The 18481-nt window shown below is 73.7% G+C and carries 19 protein-coding genes and 1 tRNA gene; 14 read left to right on the forward strand and 6 right to left on the reverse strand.

Going from position 1 to position 18481, the window contains the following annotated elements; translation table 11 throughout:
* Positions 1-46: 46 nt before the first annotated feature.
* Positions 47-373 carry an FmdB family zinc ribbon protein gene (locus tag V1260_RS01475; RefSeq protein WP_329745021.1) on the reverse strand — a complete coding sequence of 109 codons (327 nt, stop codon included), beginning with the start codon at positions 371-373 and terminating at the stop codon, positions 47-49.
* Between the two features lie 83 nt (positions 374-456).
* Positions 457-1191 carry a 5-formyltetrahydrofolate cyclo-ligase gene (locus V1260_RS01480; protein WP_329745022.1) on the reverse strand — a complete coding sequence of 245 codons (735 nt, stop codon included), beginning with the start codon at positions 1189-1191 and terminating at the stop codon, positions 457-459.
* Positions 1192-1254: 63 nt separating this feature from the next.
* On the opposite strand from V1260_RS01480, the gene V1260_RS01485 reads away from it, so the two are divergent.
* From V1260_RS01485 to V1260_RS01515, 7 genes are all read left to right on the forward strand, one after another.
* The gene (locus tag V1260_RS01485; protein ID WP_329745023.1) at positions 1255-1881 is read left to right on the forward strand and encodes a GNAT family N-acetyltransferase; all 627 of its coding nucleotides are present in this window, start codon (positions 1255-1257) and stop codon (positions 1879-1881) included.
* A 36-nt stretch (positions 1882-1917) separates the two neighbouring features.
* Positions 1918-2862 (forward strand): hypothetical protein, encoded by a 945-nt coding sequence (locus V1260_RS01490; protein ID WP_329745024.1) that lies wholly within the window; start codon positions 1918-1920, stop codon positions 2860-2862.
* 1 nt (position 2863) lies between these two features.
* A complete protein-coding gene (locus tag V1260_RS01495; protein WP_329745025.1) occupies positions 2864-4084 on the forward strand; it encodes an alanine racemase in 1221 nt (406 codons plus the stop codon).
* 39 nt (positions 4085-4123) lie between these two features.
* Positions 4124-5452 (forward strand): D-arabinono-1,4-lactone oxidase, encoded by a 1329-nt coding sequence (locus tag V1260_RS01500; protein WP_329745026.1) that lies wholly within the window; start codon positions 4124-4126, stop codon positions 5450-5452.
* A 24-nt stretch (positions 5453-5476) separates the two neighbouring features.
* Complete coding sequence (locus V1260_RS01505) at positions 5477-6379, forward strand: inositol monophosphatase family protein (RefSeq protein ID WP_329745027.1); 903 nt, start codon at positions 5477-5479, stop codon at positions 6377-6379.
* A 77-nt stretch (positions 6380-6456) separates the two neighbouring features.
* Positions 6457-6529 (forward strand) — tRNA-Ala (locus V1260_RS01510).
* A 121-nt stretch (positions 6530-6650) separates the two neighbouring features.
* Positions 6651-8159: an Hsp70 family protein gene (locus tag V1260_RS01515; protein WP_329745028.1), complete on the forward strand. Its 1509-nt coding sequence runs from the start codon at positions 6651-6653 to the stop codon at positions 8157-8159.
* 90 nt (positions 8160-8249) lie between these two features.
* Here the strand turns inward: V1260_RS01515 and V1260_RS01520 are convergent, their stop codons facing one another.
* Both V1260_RS01520 and V1260_RS01525 read right to left on the reverse strand, forming a co-directional pair.
* A complete protein-coding gene (locus tag V1260_RS01520; protein ID WP_329745029.1) occupies positions 8250-9374 on the reverse strand; it encodes a Gfo/Idh/MocA family protein in 1125 nt (374 codons plus the stop codon).
* Positions 9371-10195, reverse strand: a complete 825-nt coding sequence (locus V1260_RS01525) for a sugar phosphate isomerase/epimerase family protein (RefSeq protein WP_329745030.1) — start codon at positions 10193-10195, stop codon at positions 9371-9373. The genes V1260_RS01520 and V1260_RS01525 overlap by 4 nt, the downstream gene beginning before the upstream one ends.
* A 117-nt stretch (positions 10196-10312) precedes the next feature.
* Here V1260_RS01525 and V1260_RS01530 point away from each other — a divergent pair, with 117 nt between their 5' ends.
* The 3 genes from V1260_RS01530 to V1260_RS01540 all read left to right on the forward strand — a co-directional run bounded on the left by V1260_RS01530 (position 10313) and on the right by V1260_RS01540 (position 12601).
* Positions 10313-11014, forward strand: a complete 702-nt coding sequence (locus tag V1260_RS01530; RefSeq protein WP_329745031.1) for a TetR/AcrR family transcriptional regulator — start codon at positions 10313-10315, stop codon at positions 11012-11014.
* Positions 11015-11120: 106 nt separating this feature from the next.
* Positions 11121-11834, forward strand: a complete 714-nt coding sequence (locus V1260_RS01535; RefSeq protein WP_329745032.1) for an alpha/beta hydrolase — start codon at positions 11121-11123, stop codon at positions 11832-11834.
* A complete protein-coding gene (locus V1260_RS01540; protein ID WP_329745033.1) occupies positions 11831-12601 on the forward strand; it encodes an alpha/beta fold hydrolase in 771 nt (256 codons plus the stop codon). The genes V1260_RS01535 and V1260_RS01540 overlap by 4 nt, the downstream gene beginning before the upstream one ends.
* A 27-nt stretch (positions 12602-12628) precedes the next feature.
* Here V1260_RS01540 and V1260_RS01545 read toward each other — a convergent pair whose 3' ends face one another.
* Positions 12629-13042, reverse strand: coding sequence for a hypothetical protein (locus tag V1260_RS01545; protein WP_329745034.1), 414 nt, complete (start codon positions 13040-13042; stop codon positions 12629-12631).
* A gap of 151 nt (positions 13043-13193) precedes the next feature.
* Here V1260_RS01545 and V1260_RS01550 point away from each other — a divergent pair, with 151 nt between their 5' ends.
* The 4 genes from V1260_RS01550 (at position 13194) to V1260_RS01565 (ending at position 16247) form a co-directional block, all read left to right on the forward strand.
* Positions 13194-14264 carry a hypothetical protein gene (locus V1260_RS01550; RefSeq protein ID WP_329745035.1) on the forward strand — a complete coding sequence of 357 codons (1071 nt, stop codon included), beginning with the start codon at positions 13194-13196 and terminating at the stop codon, positions 14262-14264.
* A 90-nt stretch (positions 14265-14354) separates the two neighbouring features.
* Positions 14355-15170: a hypothetical protein gene (locus V1260_RS01555; RefSeq protein WP_329745036.1), complete on the forward strand. Its 816-nt coding sequence runs from the start codon at positions 14355-14357 to the stop codon at positions 15168-15170.
* A gap of 26 nt (positions 15171-15196) precedes the next feature.
* Positions 15197-15742 (forward strand): LysR substrate-binding domain-containing protein, encoded by a 546-nt coding sequence (locus V1260_RS01560; protein ID WP_329745037.1) that lies wholly within the window; start codon positions 15197-15199, stop codon positions 15740-15742.
* Between the two features lie 31 nt (positions 15743-15773).
* Positions 15774-16247 (forward strand): S-ribosylhomocysteine lyase, encoded by a 474-nt coding sequence (locus V1260_RS01565; protein ID WP_329745038.1) that lies wholly within the window; start codon positions 15774-15776, stop codon positions 16245-16247.
* Positions 16248-16292: 45 nt separating this feature from the next.
* Here V1260_RS01565 and malQ read toward each other — a convergent pair whose 3' ends face one another.
* Positions 16293-18440: a 4-alpha-glucanotransferase gene (malQ, locus tag V1260_RS01570; RefSeq protein ID WP_329745039.1), complete on the reverse strand. Its 2148-nt coding sequence runs from the start codon at positions 18438-18440 to the stop codon at positions 16293-16295.
* Positions 18441-18481 lie beyond the last annotated feature (41 nt).

Below are 18481 nucleotides of genomic sequence, written 5' to 3' on the forward strand. Positions count from 1 at the left end.
GATCCGCCCGCTGTGGATCAGCGGGCTCTGGGGAGGAACGGTCCGGTCAGGACGCGGCGGCCTGGCTCGAGCTCGAGGAGCTCGAGGCCGACGACGACGTGCTCGAATCGCTGGAGGTGCTCGAGGAGTTCGTCGCGGAGGAGGTGTCCGTGCTGCTCGACTCGGAGGAGCTGCCGACGGTGCTCTTCCCGCTCGTGGAGGAGTCGGTGGAGTAGAAGCCCGGGCCCTTGAAGACGATGCCCACGGAGTCGAACACCTTGCGCAGCGCGTCCTGCGTGCACTCGGGGCAGGTCACGAGCGAGTCCTCGCTGAAGCTCTGGTACTGCTCGAAGCGGTGACCGCAGTTCTTGCAGGCGTAGACGTAGGTGGGCACGCGAGGTTCCTCCGGGGCGTTCTCTCTGGGGTCGCGAGCGGAGCGACCGGAGGCAGTCTACGGCGCGCACGGAGGCGTGGTCCTCACGGTGTGGTGAGGCAGACGCTCCCCTCGGCCGTGAGAGCTGTGGCCACCGGCACGTCCCGGGGCCCGCGGGGCAGCGCTCCGGCGGGGAGCACCTCGTGGGGATGCACGACGACGAGCACCTCGGTGGTGACGGGCAGGCGGCTCAGCGCTCGGTCGTAGTACCCGCCGCCGTGACCGATCCGGGTGCCCGAGAGGTCCACGGCGAGGGCCGGGGCGAGGACCAGGTCGACGCTCTCCACGGCCTCGGGGCCGAGCCGTTCACCGTCGGGCTCGCGGCCGAAGCCGCGGCCGGGGGAGGGGACGAAGTCTGACCGCCCGTCCCAGCGGATCCAGTCCAGCTCCTCGCCGGCCGCAGCGGGGAAGAGCAGCTCGGCGCCGTGCTCGGCGAGCGCGCGGACCAGCGGCAGAACATCGGCCTCGGTGGGGGTGGGGTGGAAGGCGGCGACCCGCAGGGGCGCGCCCGTCGGCCGCTCACGGCTGCGTTCGATCAGGGGGTCGCCCGCCGTGCGCAGCGCCGTGGCCTCCGCAGCCCGACGCGCAGCGCCCTCCGTCCCGCTGTAGCGGGCGCGTCGCTCGGCTCGCAGTCGGATCCGCAGCTCCTGCTTCTGTGCGGGGAGCGCGTCGCGCGCGGCGCCGCCGCGGTGCACGGCGTCGTCCCCGCCGACGTTCCCCCTGACGTCTCCGTCGTCGTGCGCAGTCTCCGGGAGCTCCTGACCGGTCGCCTCGTCCATGCCTGCAGGGTCGCACATGCGCGTCGTCGGGGCAGGGGGTCCGCCCCGCCGTACGATGGCGCGATGGTGCACGTATGGCCGCTGACGCTGCGGGACGGGGAACTGGTGCTGCGGCCGTTGCGTCGCCGGGACCGGGGCGCCTTCGAGCGTCTCCGCGAGCGCAACCGCGACTGGCTGCGCCCCTGGGACGCCGCCGACCCCGATCGTCCGCGCAGCACCCTGCCCTTTCCCGTGCTGCGCCGCTGGAACGAGCAGCAGGCGCGGCGCGGCGCGTACCTTCCCTTCGCCCTCGAGGTCGACGGCCGCCTGGCCGGACAGATCACCGCAGGTCCGCTGCAGTACGGCGCGCTGCGCACCGCGGTGCTGGGGTACTGGATCGACCGCGAGCAGGCCGGGGCGGGTCTCGTCCCCCGGGCCGCGGCGCTCGTCATCGACCATCTCTTCGCCGAGATGGGGATGCACCGGGTGGAGGTCACGGTACGCCCGGAGAACGCCCCCAGCCTCCGAGTGGTCGAGAAGCTGCACCTGCGGCCCGAGGGACTGCGCCGCGGGGCGATCTTCGTCGACGGAGCCTGGCGGGACCATCTCGTCTTCGCCCTCACCGCGGAGGAGGTCGTGACCGACGCGGAGGGCCGCGGGGTGCTCGCGCGATTGCGGACGGAGTTCGGTGCCGACACGCCCGCGACGTGACCAGGGAAATCACATCGGTGTCATTACCCTGGGCTCGTGGAGACCATCAACCTCGGAGCCGTGCTGTTCGCTCTGCTGCTGCTGCTGTGGGTGGCGTACGCCCTCCCTCGCACCGCCGGCCGGCGCGAGGTGATGGGGCGCGCCCGCGCCCAGGAGATCGCCGAGATGTCCTCGGAGGCCCGGGATCTGTCCGAGGCCGTCCACGCCCGCCGCTCGCCCAGCCGTGAGGTGACCGCCCCCATGCCCCAGGACCGCCTGCTCCTGCGCCCCGCCGATCCCACCCGTCGGCCCCGGTTCGACGCGGACCCCGGGGTCCGCATCGACCTCTCCGAGGAGCGGCAGCGCTCCCGCCGCCTCATGCGCGTGCTGCTCGTGGCTCTCGCGCTCGGCACCGCGGCGCTCGTCGTGGCCGCGGTGATCGGCCCCGTGAGCTGGTGGGTGCCGCTGATCTCCGGTGGTGCCCTGCTGGTCTACCTGGCGGGTCTGCGCCGTGCCGAGGTCCAGCGCCGCGCCCGGGCCACCCGGGCGGCGACCCTCGCGCGCCAGGAGCGGGCCGAGCAGGAGACCGCTCGCCGTGCCGCGGCCCGGGGCGCGGGACATGCGCCGGCTCCGGGAACCCACGCGTCGGCGCCGGGCGCTGGGCCTGTCGAGCCTGCCGCGACCGTCGCCCGGGTGTCCGGCGAGGAGTCCGAGGCGCCGGTGCGTCGCGCTCCCCTCGAGACCACCTCCGCCCGGGCCGCGGAGCAGGTCGCCGCGCCGGGCGAGTGGATCCCGCGCCCCGTGCCGCTGCCCACCTATGCCCTGCGCGGGGAGGTCGACGACCTCGCGACGCGCCACGCCGCCCACCGCGAGTCCCTGCGCGCCACCGCGGTGCCGCTCGAGCGGGACGGCGTCGAGGCGATCGAGGCGGCCGATGAGGCCGCCGCACCGCCGGCCCTCGACCTGGGCCTCGACGAGGTCCTCGCCCGCCGCCGCGCCTGAGATGACCACCCGCCCGGGGATCGCGGCGATCGCGGCGCTCCTCGACGCCGAGGGATACCGGGAGCGCCCGATCGCGGTGCTCGACCTCGACGCCTTCGACGCGAACCTCGAGGTCCTCGCCCGCCGGGCGAGCGGGCGCCCGATCCGCATCGCCTCGAAGTCCCTGCGCGTCCGCGCCCTGCTCGAGCGGGCGCTCGCCCATCCCGCGACCCGAGGCGTGCTCGCCTACACCCTGCCGGAGGCGCTCTGGCTGGTGGACCACGGAGCCCGCGACGTGGTCGTCGCCTATCCCACCGCCGAGGCGGGAGCGCTGCGCCGCCTGTCCGCGCGGCCCGACGCGCTGCGCGTCATCACGCTCATGGTCGACGAGTCCGCTCAGGTGGACCTGATCCTCGCGGCGACCGCGGATCTCCGCCCCGGCCGCGACCGTCCGCCGCTGCGGGTCGCGCTCGAGGTCGACGTCTCCTACGCGCCGCTGCCCGGAGTCCGCGTCGGCGCGCACCGCTCCCCGGTCCGCACTCCGGCCCAGGCCGCCGCGCTGGCGCGCGAGATCCAGGCCCGGCCGGCCCTGCAGCTGGTGGGGATGATGGCCTACGAGGGGCAGATCGCCGGGGTCGCCGACGCGGCCGCCACACCGTACGGCGCCGCGGTGCGGGCCATGAAGCGGCTCTCCCGTCCGGATGTCGCCCGCCGCCGCGCGGCGGCCGTCGCGGCCGTGCGCGAGGTGGCGGAGCTCGAGTTCGTCAACGGCGGCGGCACCGGCTCCCTCGAGTCCACGGCCGCAGAGAGCGCGGTCACCGAGGTCGCCGCGGGGTCTGGTCTCATCGGCCCGGGTCTCTTCGACGGCTTCCGGGACTTCTCCCCACGACCGGCGCTGCACCTCGGCGTCTCGGTGGTGCGTCGGCCCGCGCCCGGGGTCGCCACCGTGCTCGGCGGAGGCTGGGTGGCGAGCGGCCCGCCGGGCCCGGACCGACTGCCCACGATCGCGCATCCGCCCGGTCTCCGCTACGCCCCGCAGGAGGCGGCGGGGGAGGTGCAGACCCCCGTCCTCGGCCCCGCGGCCGATCGACTCCGGGTGGGGGACACTGTCTGGCTGCGGCACGCCAAGGCCGGCGAACCGGCAGAGCACGCCCTGACCTATCTCCTCGTCGCCGGCGACCCCGAGCCCGCCCTCGTCGGCGCGGTCCCGACCTACCGGGGCGAGGGCGCCCTGTTCCTCTGACCTCACGACCGCCGTCATCCCGGTGCGAAGGAGCCCCGCATGACCCGTCGACCCGCCGTCCCCACCCGCACCTGGAGCGGAGGCCACCGCTGGTCCCCGCAGCAGATCCTCACCCCGCGCAGCGAGGCGGAGGTGCTCGCCGGGATCGCGGCCGCCCGGGCAGCCGGCCGGCCGCTGCGGGTGGTGGGAGGCGGTCATTCCTTCAGTCCCCTCGCCGCGACCGACGGCGCGGCGATGAGCCTGGACCACTACCAGGGACTGGTCCGCGCGGACCGGGCCAGTGGTCTCGTCACCCTCCGCGGCGGCACTCGTCTGTGGGAGATCGCGGACCTGCTCGCGCCGCACGGTCTGGCGCTCGAGGTGATGGGGGACATCGACCGGCAGTCGATCGCCGGCGCGATCCAGACCGGCACCCATGGCACGGGAGCGGCCTTCACCGGATTCGCCGGCATGGTGCGCGGCCTGCGCCTCGCCCTGCCCGACGGCAGCATCGTGGAGACCTCGCCCGCCGAGGATCCTGACCTCTTCGAGGCGGCGCGGCTGGGCCTCGGGGTCATCGGGGTCGTGCTCGAGGTGACGCTCGCATGCGTGCCGCGATTCCGGCTCGTGCTCACCGAGAGCACCGAGGACCTCGACGGCACCGTCCGGGCGTTCGCGGCCCGCTCCCGGGAGGAGGACCACCACGAGTTCTTCTGGTTCCCGCGCACCTCGCGGGCGACCGTGCGCACCGCCGTGCGCGTCCCCGCGGACACCCCCGTCCGCCGTCCGGGCCGTGCCGCGGAGCTGCTGCAGCGGGAGGTGCTCAGTAACGGCGCCTGGGAGCTGCTGTGCCGGGCCGCCTCCGCGGTGCCCGCCGCGAGCCGGCCGGTCGCAGAGGTCGCTTCCCGCGTGTTCGCGGGCTCGGCCGTGACCGACGACTCCGCGGCCGTCTTCGCCGCCCCGCGCCGCGTGCGCTTCCACGAGTCGGAGTGGGCGATCCCTGCCGAGCGCTTCGAGGAAGCCTTCACGGCGCTGCGGCGCCGGCTCGAGGAGGAGCGGGTGCGCGTCACCTTCCCGCTCGAGATCCGCCGGGCCGCCGCCGATGACGTCTGGCTCTCCACCGCCTCGGGACGCGACACCGTGTACCTCGCCGCGCACCGCTACCACCGCGAGGACCCCGGCCCCTACCTGCTGCTGGTCCAGCGCACCCTCGCCCCTTTCGCGGCCCGGCCCCACTGGGGCAAGCGGCACTGGCTCGGCGCACGGGAGCTGGCGGCGCTGTACCCGCGCTTCGAGGACTTCCGGGCCGTGCGGGCGGCCGTGGATCCCGAAGGTCTGCTGCTCACCCCGTACCTGCGCCACCTGCTGGGCGTCGCACCCGCGGCCTGAGCGCCCCGCCGTAGGCTGGACGCGATGAGCATCCAGCCTGCCTCCGCCCCCACGCCCTCCGCCGACGAGCTGCTCCGCATCGCGGTCGCCGCCGCCCACGAGGCGGCCGAGTACCTCCGCTCGCTGGACCGCGACGCGCTCGACCGCGAGTACAAGACCTCGAGCCACGACATCGTCACCGTCCACGACCGTCGCAGCGAGGAGATCATCGTCGCTTCCCTGCGGGCCGCCCTGCCCGACTGCCGGATCGTGGGGGAGGAGGGCGGGGAGCGTCGCGCCGAGGAAGCGGGCCCGGACCAGGTCTCCTTCTACGTCGACCCGATCGACGGCACCAGCAACTTCGCGGCCGGCCTGCCGCTGTTCTGCGTCTCCATCGGGGTGGCGATCGGCACCGGCGAGGACGAGCGCCTCGTGGCGGGCGTCATCGACGTGCCGATCCTGCACCAGGTCTTCACGGCCGCCGACGGGCCCGCGTTCCTCAATGGGCGCGAGATCGCCCCCCGCTCCACGAAGCCGGCCGCGGACGCCCTGCTGGTCACCGGCTACCCCAGCCAGCGGATCATCTCCGAGGAGCCGGAGGTCGCCGCCCGCGCCGCGAGCGATCTGCACCTGGGGGTCTCCGCCGTGCGCCATCTCGGATCCGCCGCGATCGAGCTCGCCTACGTCGCCGCCGGCTGGGCGGATGGGACGGGACTCGGCTCGATCAACGCCTGGGACGTGGCGGCGGGCTTCCACCTCCTCGAGCGGGCCGGCGGCTCGCTGCGCACCTGGCCGGCGCTCGGCGATCCGCGCCGTCCGGCGCACCACCAGCCGGCCTACGCCGCCTGCACCGGCCCGGAGCGGATCGAGGTGCTCGACCGCCTGATGGACGAGCTGCAGGCGGCCCGCGAGGCGCGCGCCGCCGGGTCCACCCCGACGCCCATGTGATCCTCGTCAACGGCGGCTGACCTGGTGTGCGAGCATCCTCCCCGCAGTGCTAACCTGCTCTGGTCGCTTGACGACATGGGGCTATGGCGCAGTTGGTAGCGCGTCTCGTTCGCAATGAGAAGGTCGGGGGTTCGAATCCCCCTAGCTCCACCGCAGGCCGAGGCCGCGGCATCCTCCAGGGGTGCCGCGGCCTTCTGCGTCCCGCCCCGGAGCCGCCTCCACCCCTGGACACGCGGTGGTCCGGACCGCCGCCCCGGGTTAGCGTCAGGACATGCGCATCGGCATCGATCTGGGCACCACGCGAACCATCGTCGCGGGCGGCGACCGCGGCAACTATCCCGTCCTGACCGTCCCGGACCCCGACGGGGATCCCCAGGACCACGTGCCCTCCGACATCGCCCTCGACGGGGACCGGCTGGTCCACGGTCATGCCGCGGTGCGGGCCGCGCAGGATGGCGCCCCGCACCTCCGGTCCTTCAAGCGCCTGCTCGCCGACCCAGAGGCACATCCGGGCATGATGGTGCGGATCGGCTCTCGGGAGCTGCCGCTGCTGGACCTGCTCACCGGCTTCCTCGCCGCGGTGCGCGCGGCGCTGCCCGCGGAGGTCATCGGGCGCGGCGACAGCCCCGTGCCGGCCGCGATCTCGGTCCCCGCCCACGCCCACTCCGCCCAGCGCGTGATGACCCTCGAGGCCTTCCGGCGGGCCGGCTTCGAGGTGCTGTGCCTGCTCAACGAGCCCTCCGCGGCGGGCTTCGAGTTCTCCCACCGCCAGGCGCGCTCCCTCACCTCCCGCCGCACCCGCATCGCCGTCTACGACCTCGGCGGCGGCACCTTCGACGCGTCCCTGCTGGAGACCGACGGCACGCGCCACGAGGTGCTCGACAGCGTCGGCATCGCCCGACTCGGCGGGGACGACGTCGACGCGCTCCTCGCCGAGCTCGCCCTGCGCGGCACCGGGACCTCCCTCGAGGATCTCGATACCGCCCCGCGGGCCGCGCTGCTCGAGGAGGCGCGCGGCGCGAAGGAGCGGATCACCCCGCAGACCCGCCGGATCCTCGTCGAGCGCCCCGAGGCGGTCTCCGACCAGCCGGCCCTGATCCCCGTCGAGGACCTGTACGCGGCCGCCTCCCCGCTGGTCGACCTGACCATCGAGGAGATCGCCCCTCTCGTCGGCGCCCTGGACCGCGACTCCGCCATCGCCGGGATCCACCTCGTCGGCGGCGCGACCGCCCTGCCGCTCGTGCCGCGGATGCTGCGCGAGCGCTTCGGACGCCGCGTGCACCGCTCGCCCTATCCCGCGGCGTCCACGGCGATCGGACTCGCGATCGCGGCCGACCCGGACGCGGGCGTGACCCTCACCGACCGGCTCTCCCGCGGCCTCGGCGTCTTCCGGGAACGGGAGGCGGGAGGCGGCGTCGCCTTCGACCCGATCCTGACCCGCGACGCGACCCTACCCGAGAGCGGGGTGCGGACGGTGACCCGTCGCTACCGGGCCGCGCACGACCTCGGTTGGTTCCGGGTGGTCGAGCACGGTGCCGTCGACGCGGCGGGGGAGCCGCGCGGCGACCTGGTGCCCTACGCCGATGTGCTCTTCCCCTTCGACCCCGCCCTGCAGCACCTCGACGGCGAGACCCTCCTGGGCCGGCCCGTGCGGCGCCGCGAGGAGGGCCCCGAGGTGGAGGAGGTCTACACGGTGCACCCCTCGGGCATCGTCGGCCTGCGGATCACCGACCTCGACACCGGCCACTCGCGCGAGTACGGCCTCTTGCCGCGCGGCTGACCCTCGCGCGAACCGCACGACGTCCCACAGCACGACACCCCCTGCACCGAGCGGTGCAGGGGGAGTCGTCGCAGACGGCGATCCGGAGTCTCAGATCGTCGCGGCGAGGGGGTCGAAGTCGACCGGGACCAGCGGGATCTCGCCGACCGAGCTGTTCACCGTGACGAACTCGCCCGAGGCGGCGGACTCCTCGGCGGAGAGCATCACGTCGAGCACGTGGTAGCCCAGCTCGCCGCTCGCGACGTGCGGACGGTCCTCGGCGATGGCCCGGACCATGTCCAGCAGGCCCATGCCGCGGCCGACGACGACGCCCTCCTGGGGCACCTCGATCCAGTTCTGCTCCGGCGGGCGCTCGCCGAAGGACTCGAAGGGCTTCACGTAGGCGATCCGGCCCTCGAACATGTTCGGGTCGGGGACCACGAGGGAGCCCTCGGTGCCGTGGATCTCGACGATGCCCTGGCGGGCGAGCGGCGAGTCGAAGCTGACCAGGGAGGTGCCGGTCTGGCCGGCCTCGAACTGGGTCAGCACCGAGATGGTCGAGGGGACCTCGACGGGGAAGGTCTGCCCGGCGTTCGGGCCCACCTGGATCGCGCGCTCCTCGCGGGCCTTGAGGCCCACGGCGGCGACCTTGTCGACGGTGCCGAACAGGCTCACCAGGGTGGTGAAGTAGTACGGACCGATGTCGAGCAGCGGGCCGGCGCCCTTCGCGAAGAGGAAGCCGGGGTTCGGGTGGAAGACCTCGGGGCCCTGGTACTGCATTGAGGTCTGCGCGAAGAGGGGACGGCCGATGGTGCCCTTGGCGATCTCCCGCTTGGCGGTCTGCACACCGGGGCCGAGCACCGTGTCGGGGGCGCAGCCCACGCGCAGGCCCGCCTCGTCGGCGGCCTTCAGCAGCGCGGCGGTGGACTCGCGGTCCAGGCCCAGCGGCTTCTCGGTCCACACGTGCTTGCCGGCCGCGATCGCCGCGGAGGAGATCTCGGCGTGGACCGCCGGGATGGTCAGGTTGACGACCACCTGCACGCCCGGGTGGTCCAGGACGTCCTGGGCCGAGCCGTGCGCGGGCACGCCGTGCTTCTCCGCCTGGGAGCGGGCGCGGTCGAGATCGAGGTCGCCGAGGATCAGCACCTCGACGTCCGGGAAGGAGTTCAGGTTCTCGAGGTAGGTGTCGGAGATGACGCCCACGCCGATGAAACCGACGCCGACGGGGGCGCTCATGCGACGAAGCCCCCCTCGACGAGGAAGGTGTAGCTGTCGCGGATGTCCTCGAAGACGTCGCCGGGGGCGTTGTCGTACTCGATGACGGCGTACTGCACGTTCTTCGCGGCCTTCAGGGCGGCCTCGGTGGGCACATCGCCCTCGCCGGCGTGACGCTGATCGAGGTCGGCGGAGGAGAACTTGGGGGCGTCCGGGGCGAAGGGGTTCGAGGCCGGGGCCTTGCCGTCCTTCACGTGGATCGCGGTCACGCGGTCGCCGAGGCGCTCGACGAGCGCGACGACGTCCTGCTGGCCGGCGAGGGCCCAGAACAGGTCCAGCTCGATCTGCACCGACGGGTCGACCAGCGAGATGAAGTACTCGTAGGCGGTGACGCCGTCGAAGGACGCCACGAACTCCTGGGAGTGGTTGTGGTAGCCGACGGCGAGGCCGAAGCCCTTGGCCTTCTCAGCGGCCGCGTTGAGGCGCTCGGCGATGTCCTTCACGCCGTCCTCGGTCAGCCAGCGATCGGCGGCGACCATGGGCTCGAAGACCGTCTTGATGCCGATCTCGGCGGCCGCCTCGAAGACGACCTCCTGGGCCGGGGTGGGGATGGAGCCGTCCGGGGTCCACAGCTCGTCGGAGAGCAGCGGGGCATGGCCGGTGGGGGAGGCCAGGCCGGCCTTGTCCAGGGCCTCGCGGATCTCCTGGGGGCGGCGCACGAAGTCGAAGGCCTCGACGTTCTTCAGGCCGATCTCGGAGAGCTTGGCGAGGGAGCCGTCCATGTCCGCCGAGAACTCGGCGGCGAGGGTGTAGAGCTGGATGGAGGCGAGGGGTGTCGTCACGAAGGTCCTCTTTCACGCGTCATCGTCGGGCGAGAGCCACGTCTCACCGACGTGGTGGAAGAACGCTAGCACGCAAAAACCTCCATGTGGAGGCTTTGGCGGGCTAGAGTTCGGCCCATGACGCCCGCGACGCCTTCAGAGCCCCTCTCGACGCCCCTGGACGGAGCCCCTGGGGCGACCCCGGAGGAACCCGTCGCGATCGGTCGCCCCGGGGCGTACTCCAAGGGCGTCGCGCGGCGGCAGGAGATCCTCGACCGGGCGATCGAGGTCTTCCGCGAGCGCGGCTCGGACGGCACCTCGCTGCGACGCATCGCCACCTCGATCGGCGTCTCCCATGCGGCCCTGCTGCACTACTTCGATTCCCGCGAGCAGCTGCTGGTCGCCGTCTACCAGCACGCCGAGGCGCAGCGGGACGCCACGGAGCGCGGGGAGGAGTACAGCAGCGGGGTCAGCCGGGCCGTCGACGAGATGGTGCGGGCCGCTGTGCTGAACGTCGAGAGGCCCGGGCTGGTGAAGCTCTACTCGACGCTCGTCGCCGCCTCGCTCGAGGCCGACGCCGGCCCCTCGAGAGACTTCTTCGCCCCCCGCTTCGAGCACCTGCGGGAATCGCTCACCGCCGCCCTGCGCTCCGAGCAGGAGGCGGGGGCGGTCCGCGACGACGTCGATCCCGCGCACATCGCCGCGCTCGTCATCGCCGCCTCCGACGGCCTGCAGATCCAGTGGCTGCTCGAGCCCTCCATCGCCCTGCGCGACACCCTGGCGACCCTCGCGACGCTGCTCACGCCGCCCCCGGCCCTGCAGTCTGCCGCCGCCGACTGAGACCGCCGCCCGATCGCTCACATCCCCGCGTCGTAGCCGTGATCACTCCGGTACGCTCCCAGCGCAGCGCGGGCGGCCCGCGCGCTCACCGGGGGAGGGGATGGGGATGACGCACAGCATCGTGCTGATCCACGCCGTGCGCTCCTCCCGCACCATGTGGGCGGGCCAGGTGCGCCGGCTCCGGAAGAAGGGCTTCGAGGTCCATGCCCCCGACCTGCCCGGGCACGGCACGCGCCGCGGCGAGCCGTTCACCGTCGACGCGGCGCTCGCGACGATCGACGCGGCCGTCGACGCCTGCACCGAGCCGCCGCTGCTCGTGGGCCTGTCCCTGGGCGGCTATCTCACCCTCCACTGGGCGGGACGCTCCGCGGATCGCCTCGCCGGCGTGGTCGCGGCCGACTGCACGATCGTCCCCGGCCCCGCGCTCGCCCGCCTCTACGGGCTGTGGATGACCATGAAGGACTGGCTCCCCGGCGACTCCGACTCCCGCGTGGAGCGCTCCTTCGCCCGTCGGCACAGCCGCAAGGCGGCCCGCCGCTACTACGGCGGCGGTCGCGCCCACGGCGTGGTCGCCGCGGTGGTGCGCGCGATCGGCGGGATCGACCTGCTCGCGGACGTCGCCGCGATCTCCGTGCCGATCATTTTCGTCAACGGCGAGCACGATCCGTTCCGCCGTCATGAGGCGCTGTTCCTCGAGGCCGCGCGCGACGGGGAGCTGGTGGTGCTCGAGGGCGCCGGGCACATCGCCAACCTCTCGCGGCCCAAGCGGTTCACCAAGATCCTGCGCCGCTGCGCGGCCGGCGCGCCGCTGCCGGTATGAGCCCCTGGCCCGTCGTCCTGGTCCACGGGGCGCGCACCTCCCGCAGCCAATGGGATCTGCAGCTGCCCGGGCTGCGCGCGGCCGGGCACGAGGTGCTCACCCCGGATCTTCCCGGGCACGGCACGCGACGCGCGGAGCCCTTCCTCCTCGAGGCCGCGCTCGCGGGGATCGAGGACGCGCTCGCCACCGCCCCTGGGCAGGGGCCCGTGCACCTGGTGGGCAGCTCCCTCGGCGGGCTGCTGGCGATCGCGGTCGCCGGCCGACGCCCTGCCCGTCTCGGCTCGCTGACCGCCTGCGGCGCCGCCGTCCGCCCCTCGCCCCTGACCGCCCGCCTCTACGCAGCGCTGATCGCGGCGACCGATCGGCTGCCCGGCGCAGGGGCCGACGCGGATCCCCGCCTGCTCCGGCTCCTGCTGGGCGCCGACGGTTCCCGGGCGTACCTGCGCGGGGGACGGGCGGATCTCGAGACGGTCGGCTCCGCGCTCCGCGCCGTCGGACCTCTCGATCCGCTCCGGGACCTCCACCGCACGCAGGCGCCCGTGACCTTCCTCCACGGTCGCTTCGACCAGCTGCGCTTGCACGAGCGCTCCCTCACCGCCGCGGCGGCGCACGGCCGCCTGGTGGTCCTGCCCTACGGCACCCATCTCGTGAACCTCACCCGGCCCGGGCGCTACACCGCCGAGCTGCTGCGGGTCCTCGCCAGCGCGGAGGGCGCCGCCCGTGCAGAGGACCCCGCTCGCGCCGCGCGCGGGTCGTCGGCCGTCTGAGCGCCGCGGCGCTCCGGAGCCGCCCCGTCAGCCGGGTAGGGACCCCGTGCGGAGGAGGTGGTCGAGCTCTCCCGCGAAACGTTCGGCGTCGTCCTTGCGGTGGGGGAGCAGCCTCAGGTCGCGCTCGCCGTCGACCAGCAGCCGCAGCCGCGTGAAGGCACCCTTTTGGTACTCGACCCCCCGCACCTTCGCGGCGGGGATCGAGCGCAGCGCCTTCGCCCGGGCACGCCACCCGCCGACCCGAGAGAGCACCACCCGGGAATCGGTGACGATCAGGACCGTCGGGGCGTCGCTCGCGACGGCCGGGAGGGCCAGCAGCGCTCGCTCGGAAGGCTCGAGCACGTCTCCCGTACGGCGCAGCCCCAGGTCCGCGTACAGCTCGTTGCGGGACAGCGCGGCGGCGTATCCGTTGTCGGCGGCTCGAGGATCCACGGTGTTCACGCGACGATCGTAGGGGACGGCGCGGCGCGGTCGACCGCCATGGGGAGTCCTCCCCATGGTCTTCCTCCGGGCGCCCCGCCTACGGTGGTCCCGGCATCACGAGGGCCGCACCGACCGGTGCGCGCCGGGGACGAACAGGGGCGTCAGGACGATGAGCGGATTCTACGGAGCGGATACCGAGCAGCTGCGCGATCACGCGCAGTCGATGCTCGAGCGCGCGCGGCGGCTCGGCGAGCTGCGGGACGAGCTCGAACCGCTCGTGATGGACGACAGCATCTGGCGCGGCACCGATGCGGACGCCTTCCGCCAGGACTGGGCCTCCCGCATCGCCCCCTCCTTCTCGCAGGGCTCGGAGCGGATCCTGGAGAAGCGCAACGAGCTCGATCGGCACGCCGAGGAGCAGGACTCGGCCTCCGAGGTCGGCGGGGCGGCTGGCGGCTCCGGCGGCGGCAGCGGCGAGGACGACGGCTGGAATCCGCTGGGCCTGCTGAAGGACGTCTGGCTGAAGGGCCAGGGGATCTACGGCGGCGTCCAGAAGATGATGAAGTTCATCGACGCGATCCCCAGCGCTGCCGACGAGTTCGCGATGCTCAGCGAGGCCGGGCTGAAGAAGCTCTGGAAGTCCGCCTACCTCGACGAGCTGTTCCAGGGCGGCAAGGGCTGGCAGGCGGCCGGCGAGAAGTTGCTCTCCAAGCTCGGCATCCCCAATGCTCTCGGTGACTTCAAGCCGCTCTCGGTCCTGAACAAGCTCGACGACGTCGCCCCCTGGCTGAAGACCGCCGGCCGGGGCCTCGGCAAGGTGCTGCCGGCCGTCGACGTGATCACCGGCGGCATCAATGCCTACAAGGGCTTCACCTCCGGCGACGTCTACGGCGGCGTGAGCGGCAGCCTCAGCGCCGTTGGCGGAGCCCTGCTGATCGCCGCGCCCTTCACAGGACCCGCTGCCCCGATCGTCGGCGCGATCGGTGCCGGTCTCGGGATCGTCTCCGTCGGCATGGACCTCGGACGGGAGATCTACCGCAACTGGGACGGGATCACCTCGACCGTCGGCGGTGCCTTCTCGACCGCCGGCGACGTGATCAGCGGAGCGGCCTCGACCGCGAGCGATGCCATCGGCGGGGCCGTCTCGTCGGCGGGTGAGGCGATCAGCGACGCGGCCTCGACGGCGAGCGATGCGATCGGCGGGGCCATCGACGGTCTCGGTAACGCCTTCGGCTTCTGACCCCCGACCGTCCCCGACCTCTCCTGACCTCTCCTGACCTTTCCTGACCAGCCCTGACCAGCCCCGCCCCCACCCCCTAGGATCGGTGCCATGACCAGCCCCACCTTGATCTCCGAGCGCGACGCCGCCGGCGCGTACGCCCTGCTCGCCACCGCGGCCGAGGACCCCTCCGTGATCGCCGTGCTCAGCGACGAGGAGCTCCTGGCCCTCGAGGGGCTGGAGGGCGCCGAGCTCGCCGGCAGCCCCTTCCTCGAGGCCTCCGGCTTCGATCGCGAGCAGGCCGCCGCGGTCGCCGCCCGCTCCCTCATCGCCCGCGGCCTGGTGGTGCTCGACGAGTCCCGGCAGCAGCCCGAGGGCGAGGACCTCGAGACCGGGCAGACCGTCACCCGCGCCGCCCAGCTCGATCCCACCCTCGCCGGACTCCTCACCCTGCGCGGTATGCCGCTCGCGATCCTCAACCTCGCCCGCCAGGTCGAGGAGCAGGCGACGAGCCTCATGCTCTACGTCTTCCCGCAGGACGGCATCCTCGAGGAGCTGGTCACCGCGGACGGCTTCCACCACTTCAGCCTCCCCACCCGGTCCGTCGTCCCCGAGCGGCTCGCCCGCTATGTCGACCAGGCCCAGGTGGCGGGGGAGGAGGACGGCGAGTCGGTCTCCGGCACCGCCGCCGAGCTCGAGGCCGACTCGCCGATCGGGCGGCGCCTCGCGGACACCCGCGCGCTGACCGTCATCACGAGCGCTTCCGGCGAGGGCTCCTCCCAGCTCTCCGTGATGGCGACCGCCACCTCGGTGCACGCCATGGACACCCCCTCCTCGCCCGAGGACCGGGTCGAGGTGCGGGAGATCTCGGCGGGGTCTCTGCGCGAGCTGCTCGCCCGGGTCCTGCCCTCCGTCAGCGCCGCCTGACCCGGAGGGGGCCGTACGCTGGCCCCATGGACCACCCGCATCTCCGCGTGGGCTTCGTGCCCGGCGTCGAGCCCGACCGCTTCCTGCGCCGCTGGAAGGCCGGACGTCGACCCGCTCGGCTCGACCTGATCCCGGTGCCGCTCTCGCGCCAGGAGGACGCCCTCGCCGCGGGCGAGGTGGACATGTGCTTCGTGCGCCTGCCCGTCACCGACGATGATCTGCACGTCGTCGCCCTGTGGGAGGAGCGGCCCGCGGTCGTGGTCGCGACGGAGAACGTCCTCAGCCTCCTCGAGGAGGTCACGGAGGACGATCTCGCGGAGGAGACGGAGATCCGGGCCGAGCACCCTGACGACGCCGCGGACCGCGTGGCCGTCGTCGCGACCGGCATCGGCTACACCCGCATGCCTCTCTCCCTCGCGCGGCTCCACCATCGCAAGGACGCCGCCCACCGGCCGCTGGTCGACGCCGAGCCCACCCGCATCGCGCTGGTCTGGCCCCGCGGCGCCGACGAGCCGATCCGTCAGGAGTTCGTCGGCGTGGTGCGCGGCCGCACCGCGCGCTCGAGCCGCTGACCCGCCCCCACCCACACCCCAGGAGAACCCCGTGACCGAGCAGCCCCGCATGAACGTCGAGAGCTTCAACCTCGACCACCGCACCGTCGCCGCCCCCTATCTGCGGATCGCCGACCGCAAGCAGCTGCCCGGCGGCGACGTGCTGACGAAGTTCGACATGCGCTTCACCCAGCCGAACGCTGAGCATCTCGAGTCCGAGACCGTGCACTCGCTCGAGCACCTGATGGCCGAGCATCTGCGCAACCACACCGGCGACGTCCTCGACGTGTCCCCGATGGGCTGCCGCACCGGCTTCTACGTGCTGCTGGTCGGCGACCACACCGTCGAGGACGTCGCCCCGCTGCTCGCGGCGACCCTCGAGGACGTCCTGGCGGCCACCGAGGTGCCCGCCGCGAACGAGGTCCAGTGCGGCTGGGGCGCCCACCACACGCTCGAGGGCGCCCAGGCCGCGGCCCGCGCCTTCCTCGCCGAGCGCGAGCAGTGGGGACAGGTCACCGCGGCCTGAGCTGACCCTCCCGGGCCAATCTGGCGCCGTTCAGCCCCGCGACGTTCAGCCCAGCTCGGCCCGCACGGCGGCGAGCAGGCGGGCGGTACGGGCGTCGGAGGCGATCTCATCCACGCCGATCGGGCGGAGGTCCGGATCGGCGAGAGGGATGCGCCAGTTCGGGTATTCCTCGTCGGTGCCGGGCTGGTTCTGGATCCGCCGCTCGCCCACGCAGTCCACGAGCGAGACCCCGAGCAGCATCGCGGGGGTGCGGGCCAGGTGCCGGTGCAGCGCGATCACGATCTGCTCGAGCTCGAGCTCATCGGTGGGCAGCGCGGGCAGCAGCTGCTCGGCGCGCAGCAGGTCGAGCACCTGTTCGCGCTGGGCGGCATCGGTCGCCCGCTCCTCGTCGAGGCCGCGCTCGAGCAGCCCCAGCTCGTGGCGCAGGGCGACGTGGTCGCCCGCCAGATAGCCCGCGGTCGGCGGGAGGTCATGGGTGTTCACCGAGGCCATGCACAGGGCGCGATAGTCCTCGGGACGCAGCGGACGCCCCTCGCCGTCGTGCTCGAACCACAGGATCGAGGTCCCGAGGATCCCGCGATCCACGAGGCAGTCGCGCACCCAGGGCTCGAAGGTGCCGAGGTCTTCGCCGATCACCAGGGTGCCCGAGCGCTGCGCCTCGAGGGCGAGGATCCCGATCATCGCCTCGTGGTCGTAGGAGACGTACGCGCCGTCGGAGGCCTGATGCCCCGCGGGGATCCACCACAACCGGAACAGCCCCAGCACGTGATCGATGCGCAGCGCCCCGGCATGGCGCATCAGGGTGCGCAGCATGTCCCGCCATGGCCGGTAGGACGCCTCGGCGAGGCGCTGCGGGTGCCACGGCGGCTGACTCCAGTTCTGACCCTGCTGGTTGTACTGGTCGGCCGGGGCGCCGACGGTCGCGCCGCGGGCCAGGATGTCGCCGAGGTTCCAGGAGTCCGCCCCGACCTGCTCCACGCCGACCGCGAGATCGTGCATGATCCCGATCCGCATCCCGGCCTCGCGCGCCGCTGTGTGGGCGGCCGCGAGCTGCTGGTCCAGCAGCCACTGCACCCACACGTGGAAGTCGACGCGGCCTGCGAGCTCCGTGCGGGCCCGCTCGCGATCCGCCTCGGTGAGCGCGCGCAGTCGCTCCGCGGCCGAGGCCGGATCCGCCCCGGGCGCCGTCCGGGCCTCCTCGGCGAGGGCCGACCACACGGCGAAGTCCTCGAGCCCCTGCCCCTCCCGGGCGCGGAACGCCTCGAGCAGCGCGCTGCGGGCGGGGGAGAGACCGGCGGCGAAGAGCTCCTCGAGGGCGAGCAGCTTCGCGGCGAACGGCCGGTCGCGATCCAACGACTCGACGCCTGAGTTCAGCGGAGCGACCTCGGCGTGCAGCAGGTCGATCCGCTGCCGGGCGTGGGCGGGCAAGTCGCGGTACTCGGCGATGTCCTCGATGCGCAGCATGAGCAGGCTCGGGAAGCGGCGGGTGACCGGGAGGTACGGGGAGGGCTCGACCGGAGGCGTCGGATACGAGGCGTGCAGGGGGTTGATCAGCAGGAAGTCCGCACCGTGACGGGCCCCGAGGATCGCGGCGAGATCCCGCAGGTCGGCGAGATCGCCGATCCCCCAGGAGCGCTCCGAGCGCACCGAGTACAGCTGCGCCTGCACGCCGACGGCCCGGCGGGCGCGGAACGCCTCGTGCACGGTGAGCCGCGCGGGCACGATGACCACGTCGGCCTCGTGGCGGCCGTCGGCGGCCTCGGCGACCAGTCGGTGCCAGCCGAGCGGCAGACCCGCCGGCAGCGCGAAGCGCGCCCGACCGCGCAGGGCCCCGTCGAGATCGGCGGGAGGGGTGAAGTCCTCGACCTGGACGAGGTCCCGGCGCGAGCCGTCCTCGAGCTCGAGATGGACCCCCACGGCCGTTCCGTGCGGGACGTGCACCGGGATGCTCGTCTCCCGGTCCTCGCGCAGCACCGTCACGGCCGGCAGGGTGCGCCGCCAGCGCTCGGACTCCCGCTCCTCGCGATATCGCGCCACGTCGGCATCGGACTCGGCGTGCACGCCGAGGGCCGCGAGGACGGCGCGGAGGGTGTCGTCGGCGACGTCGCGCCGGATCCCGTCCCAGCCCCAGTAGTCGGTGCCGACGCCCAGGTCGCGGGCGAGATCGCGCAGTGCTGCGGAGTCCAGAGCCATGCGCACATCGTACGGGCGTCAGGTGCTCCGGCGCGCCTGCT

The sequence above is a fragment of the Brachybacterium sp. J144 genome (assembly GCF_036321705.1).
Classification (GTDB): Bacteria; Actinomycetota; Actinomycetes; order Actinomycetales; family Dermabacteraceae; genus Brachybacterium.

Coding starts and splice junctions, on each gene's coding strand:
- V1260_RS01480 (WP_329745022.1), bottom strand. CDS start 1,191: ATGGACGAGGCGACCGGTCAGGAGCTCCCGGAGACTGCGCACGACGAC.
- V1260_RS01485 (WP_329745023.1), top strand. CDS start 1,255: ATGGTGCACGTATGGCCGCTGACGCTGCGGGACGGGGAACTGGTGCTG.
- V1260_RS01495 (WP_329745025.1), top strand. CDS start 2,864: ATGACCACCCGCCCGGGGATCGCGGCGATCGCGGCGCTCCTCGACGCC.
- V1260_RS01500 (WP_329745026.1), top strand. CDS start 4,124: ATGACCCGTCGACCCGCCGTCCCCACCCGCACCTGGAGCGGAGGCCAC.
- V1260_RS01505 (WP_329745027.1), top strand. CDS start 5,477: ATGAGCATCCAGCCTGCCTCCGCCCCCACGCCCTCCGCCGACGAGCTG.
- V1260_RS01515 (WP_329745028.1), top strand. CDS start 6,651: ATGCGCATCGGCATCGATCTGGGCACCACGCGAACCATCGTCGCGGGC.
- V1260_RS01520 (WP_329745029.1), bottom strand. CDS start 9,374: ATGAGCGCCCCCGTCGGCGTCGGTTTCATCGGCGTGGGCGTCATCTCC.
- V1260_RS01530 (WP_329745031.1), top strand. CDS start 10,313: ATGACGCCCGCGACGCCTTCAGAGCCCCTCTCGACGCCCCTGGACGGA.
- V1260_RS01535 (WP_329745032.1), top strand. CDS start 11,121: ATGACGCACAGCATCGTGCTGATCCACGCCGTGCGCTCCTCCCGCACC.
- V1260_RS01540 (WP_329745033.1), top strand. CDS start 11,831: ATGAGCCCCTGGCCCGTCGTCCTGGTCCACGGGGCGCGCACCTCCCGC.
- V1260_RS01550 (WP_329745035.1), top strand. CDS start 13,194: ATGAGCGGATTCTACGGAGCGGATACCGAGCAGCTGCGCGATCACGCG.
- V1260_RS01555 (WP_329745036.1), top strand. CDS start 14,355: ATGACCAGCCCCACCTTGATCTCCGAGCGCGACGCCGCCGGCGCGTAC.
- V1260_RS01560 (WP_329745037.1), top strand. CDS start 15,197: ATGGACCACCCGCATCTCCGCGTGGGCTTCGTGCCCGGCGTCGAGCCC.
- malQ (WP_329745039.1), bottom strand. CDS start 18,440: ATGGCTCTGGACTCCGCAGCACTGCGCGATCTCGCCCGCGACCTGGGC.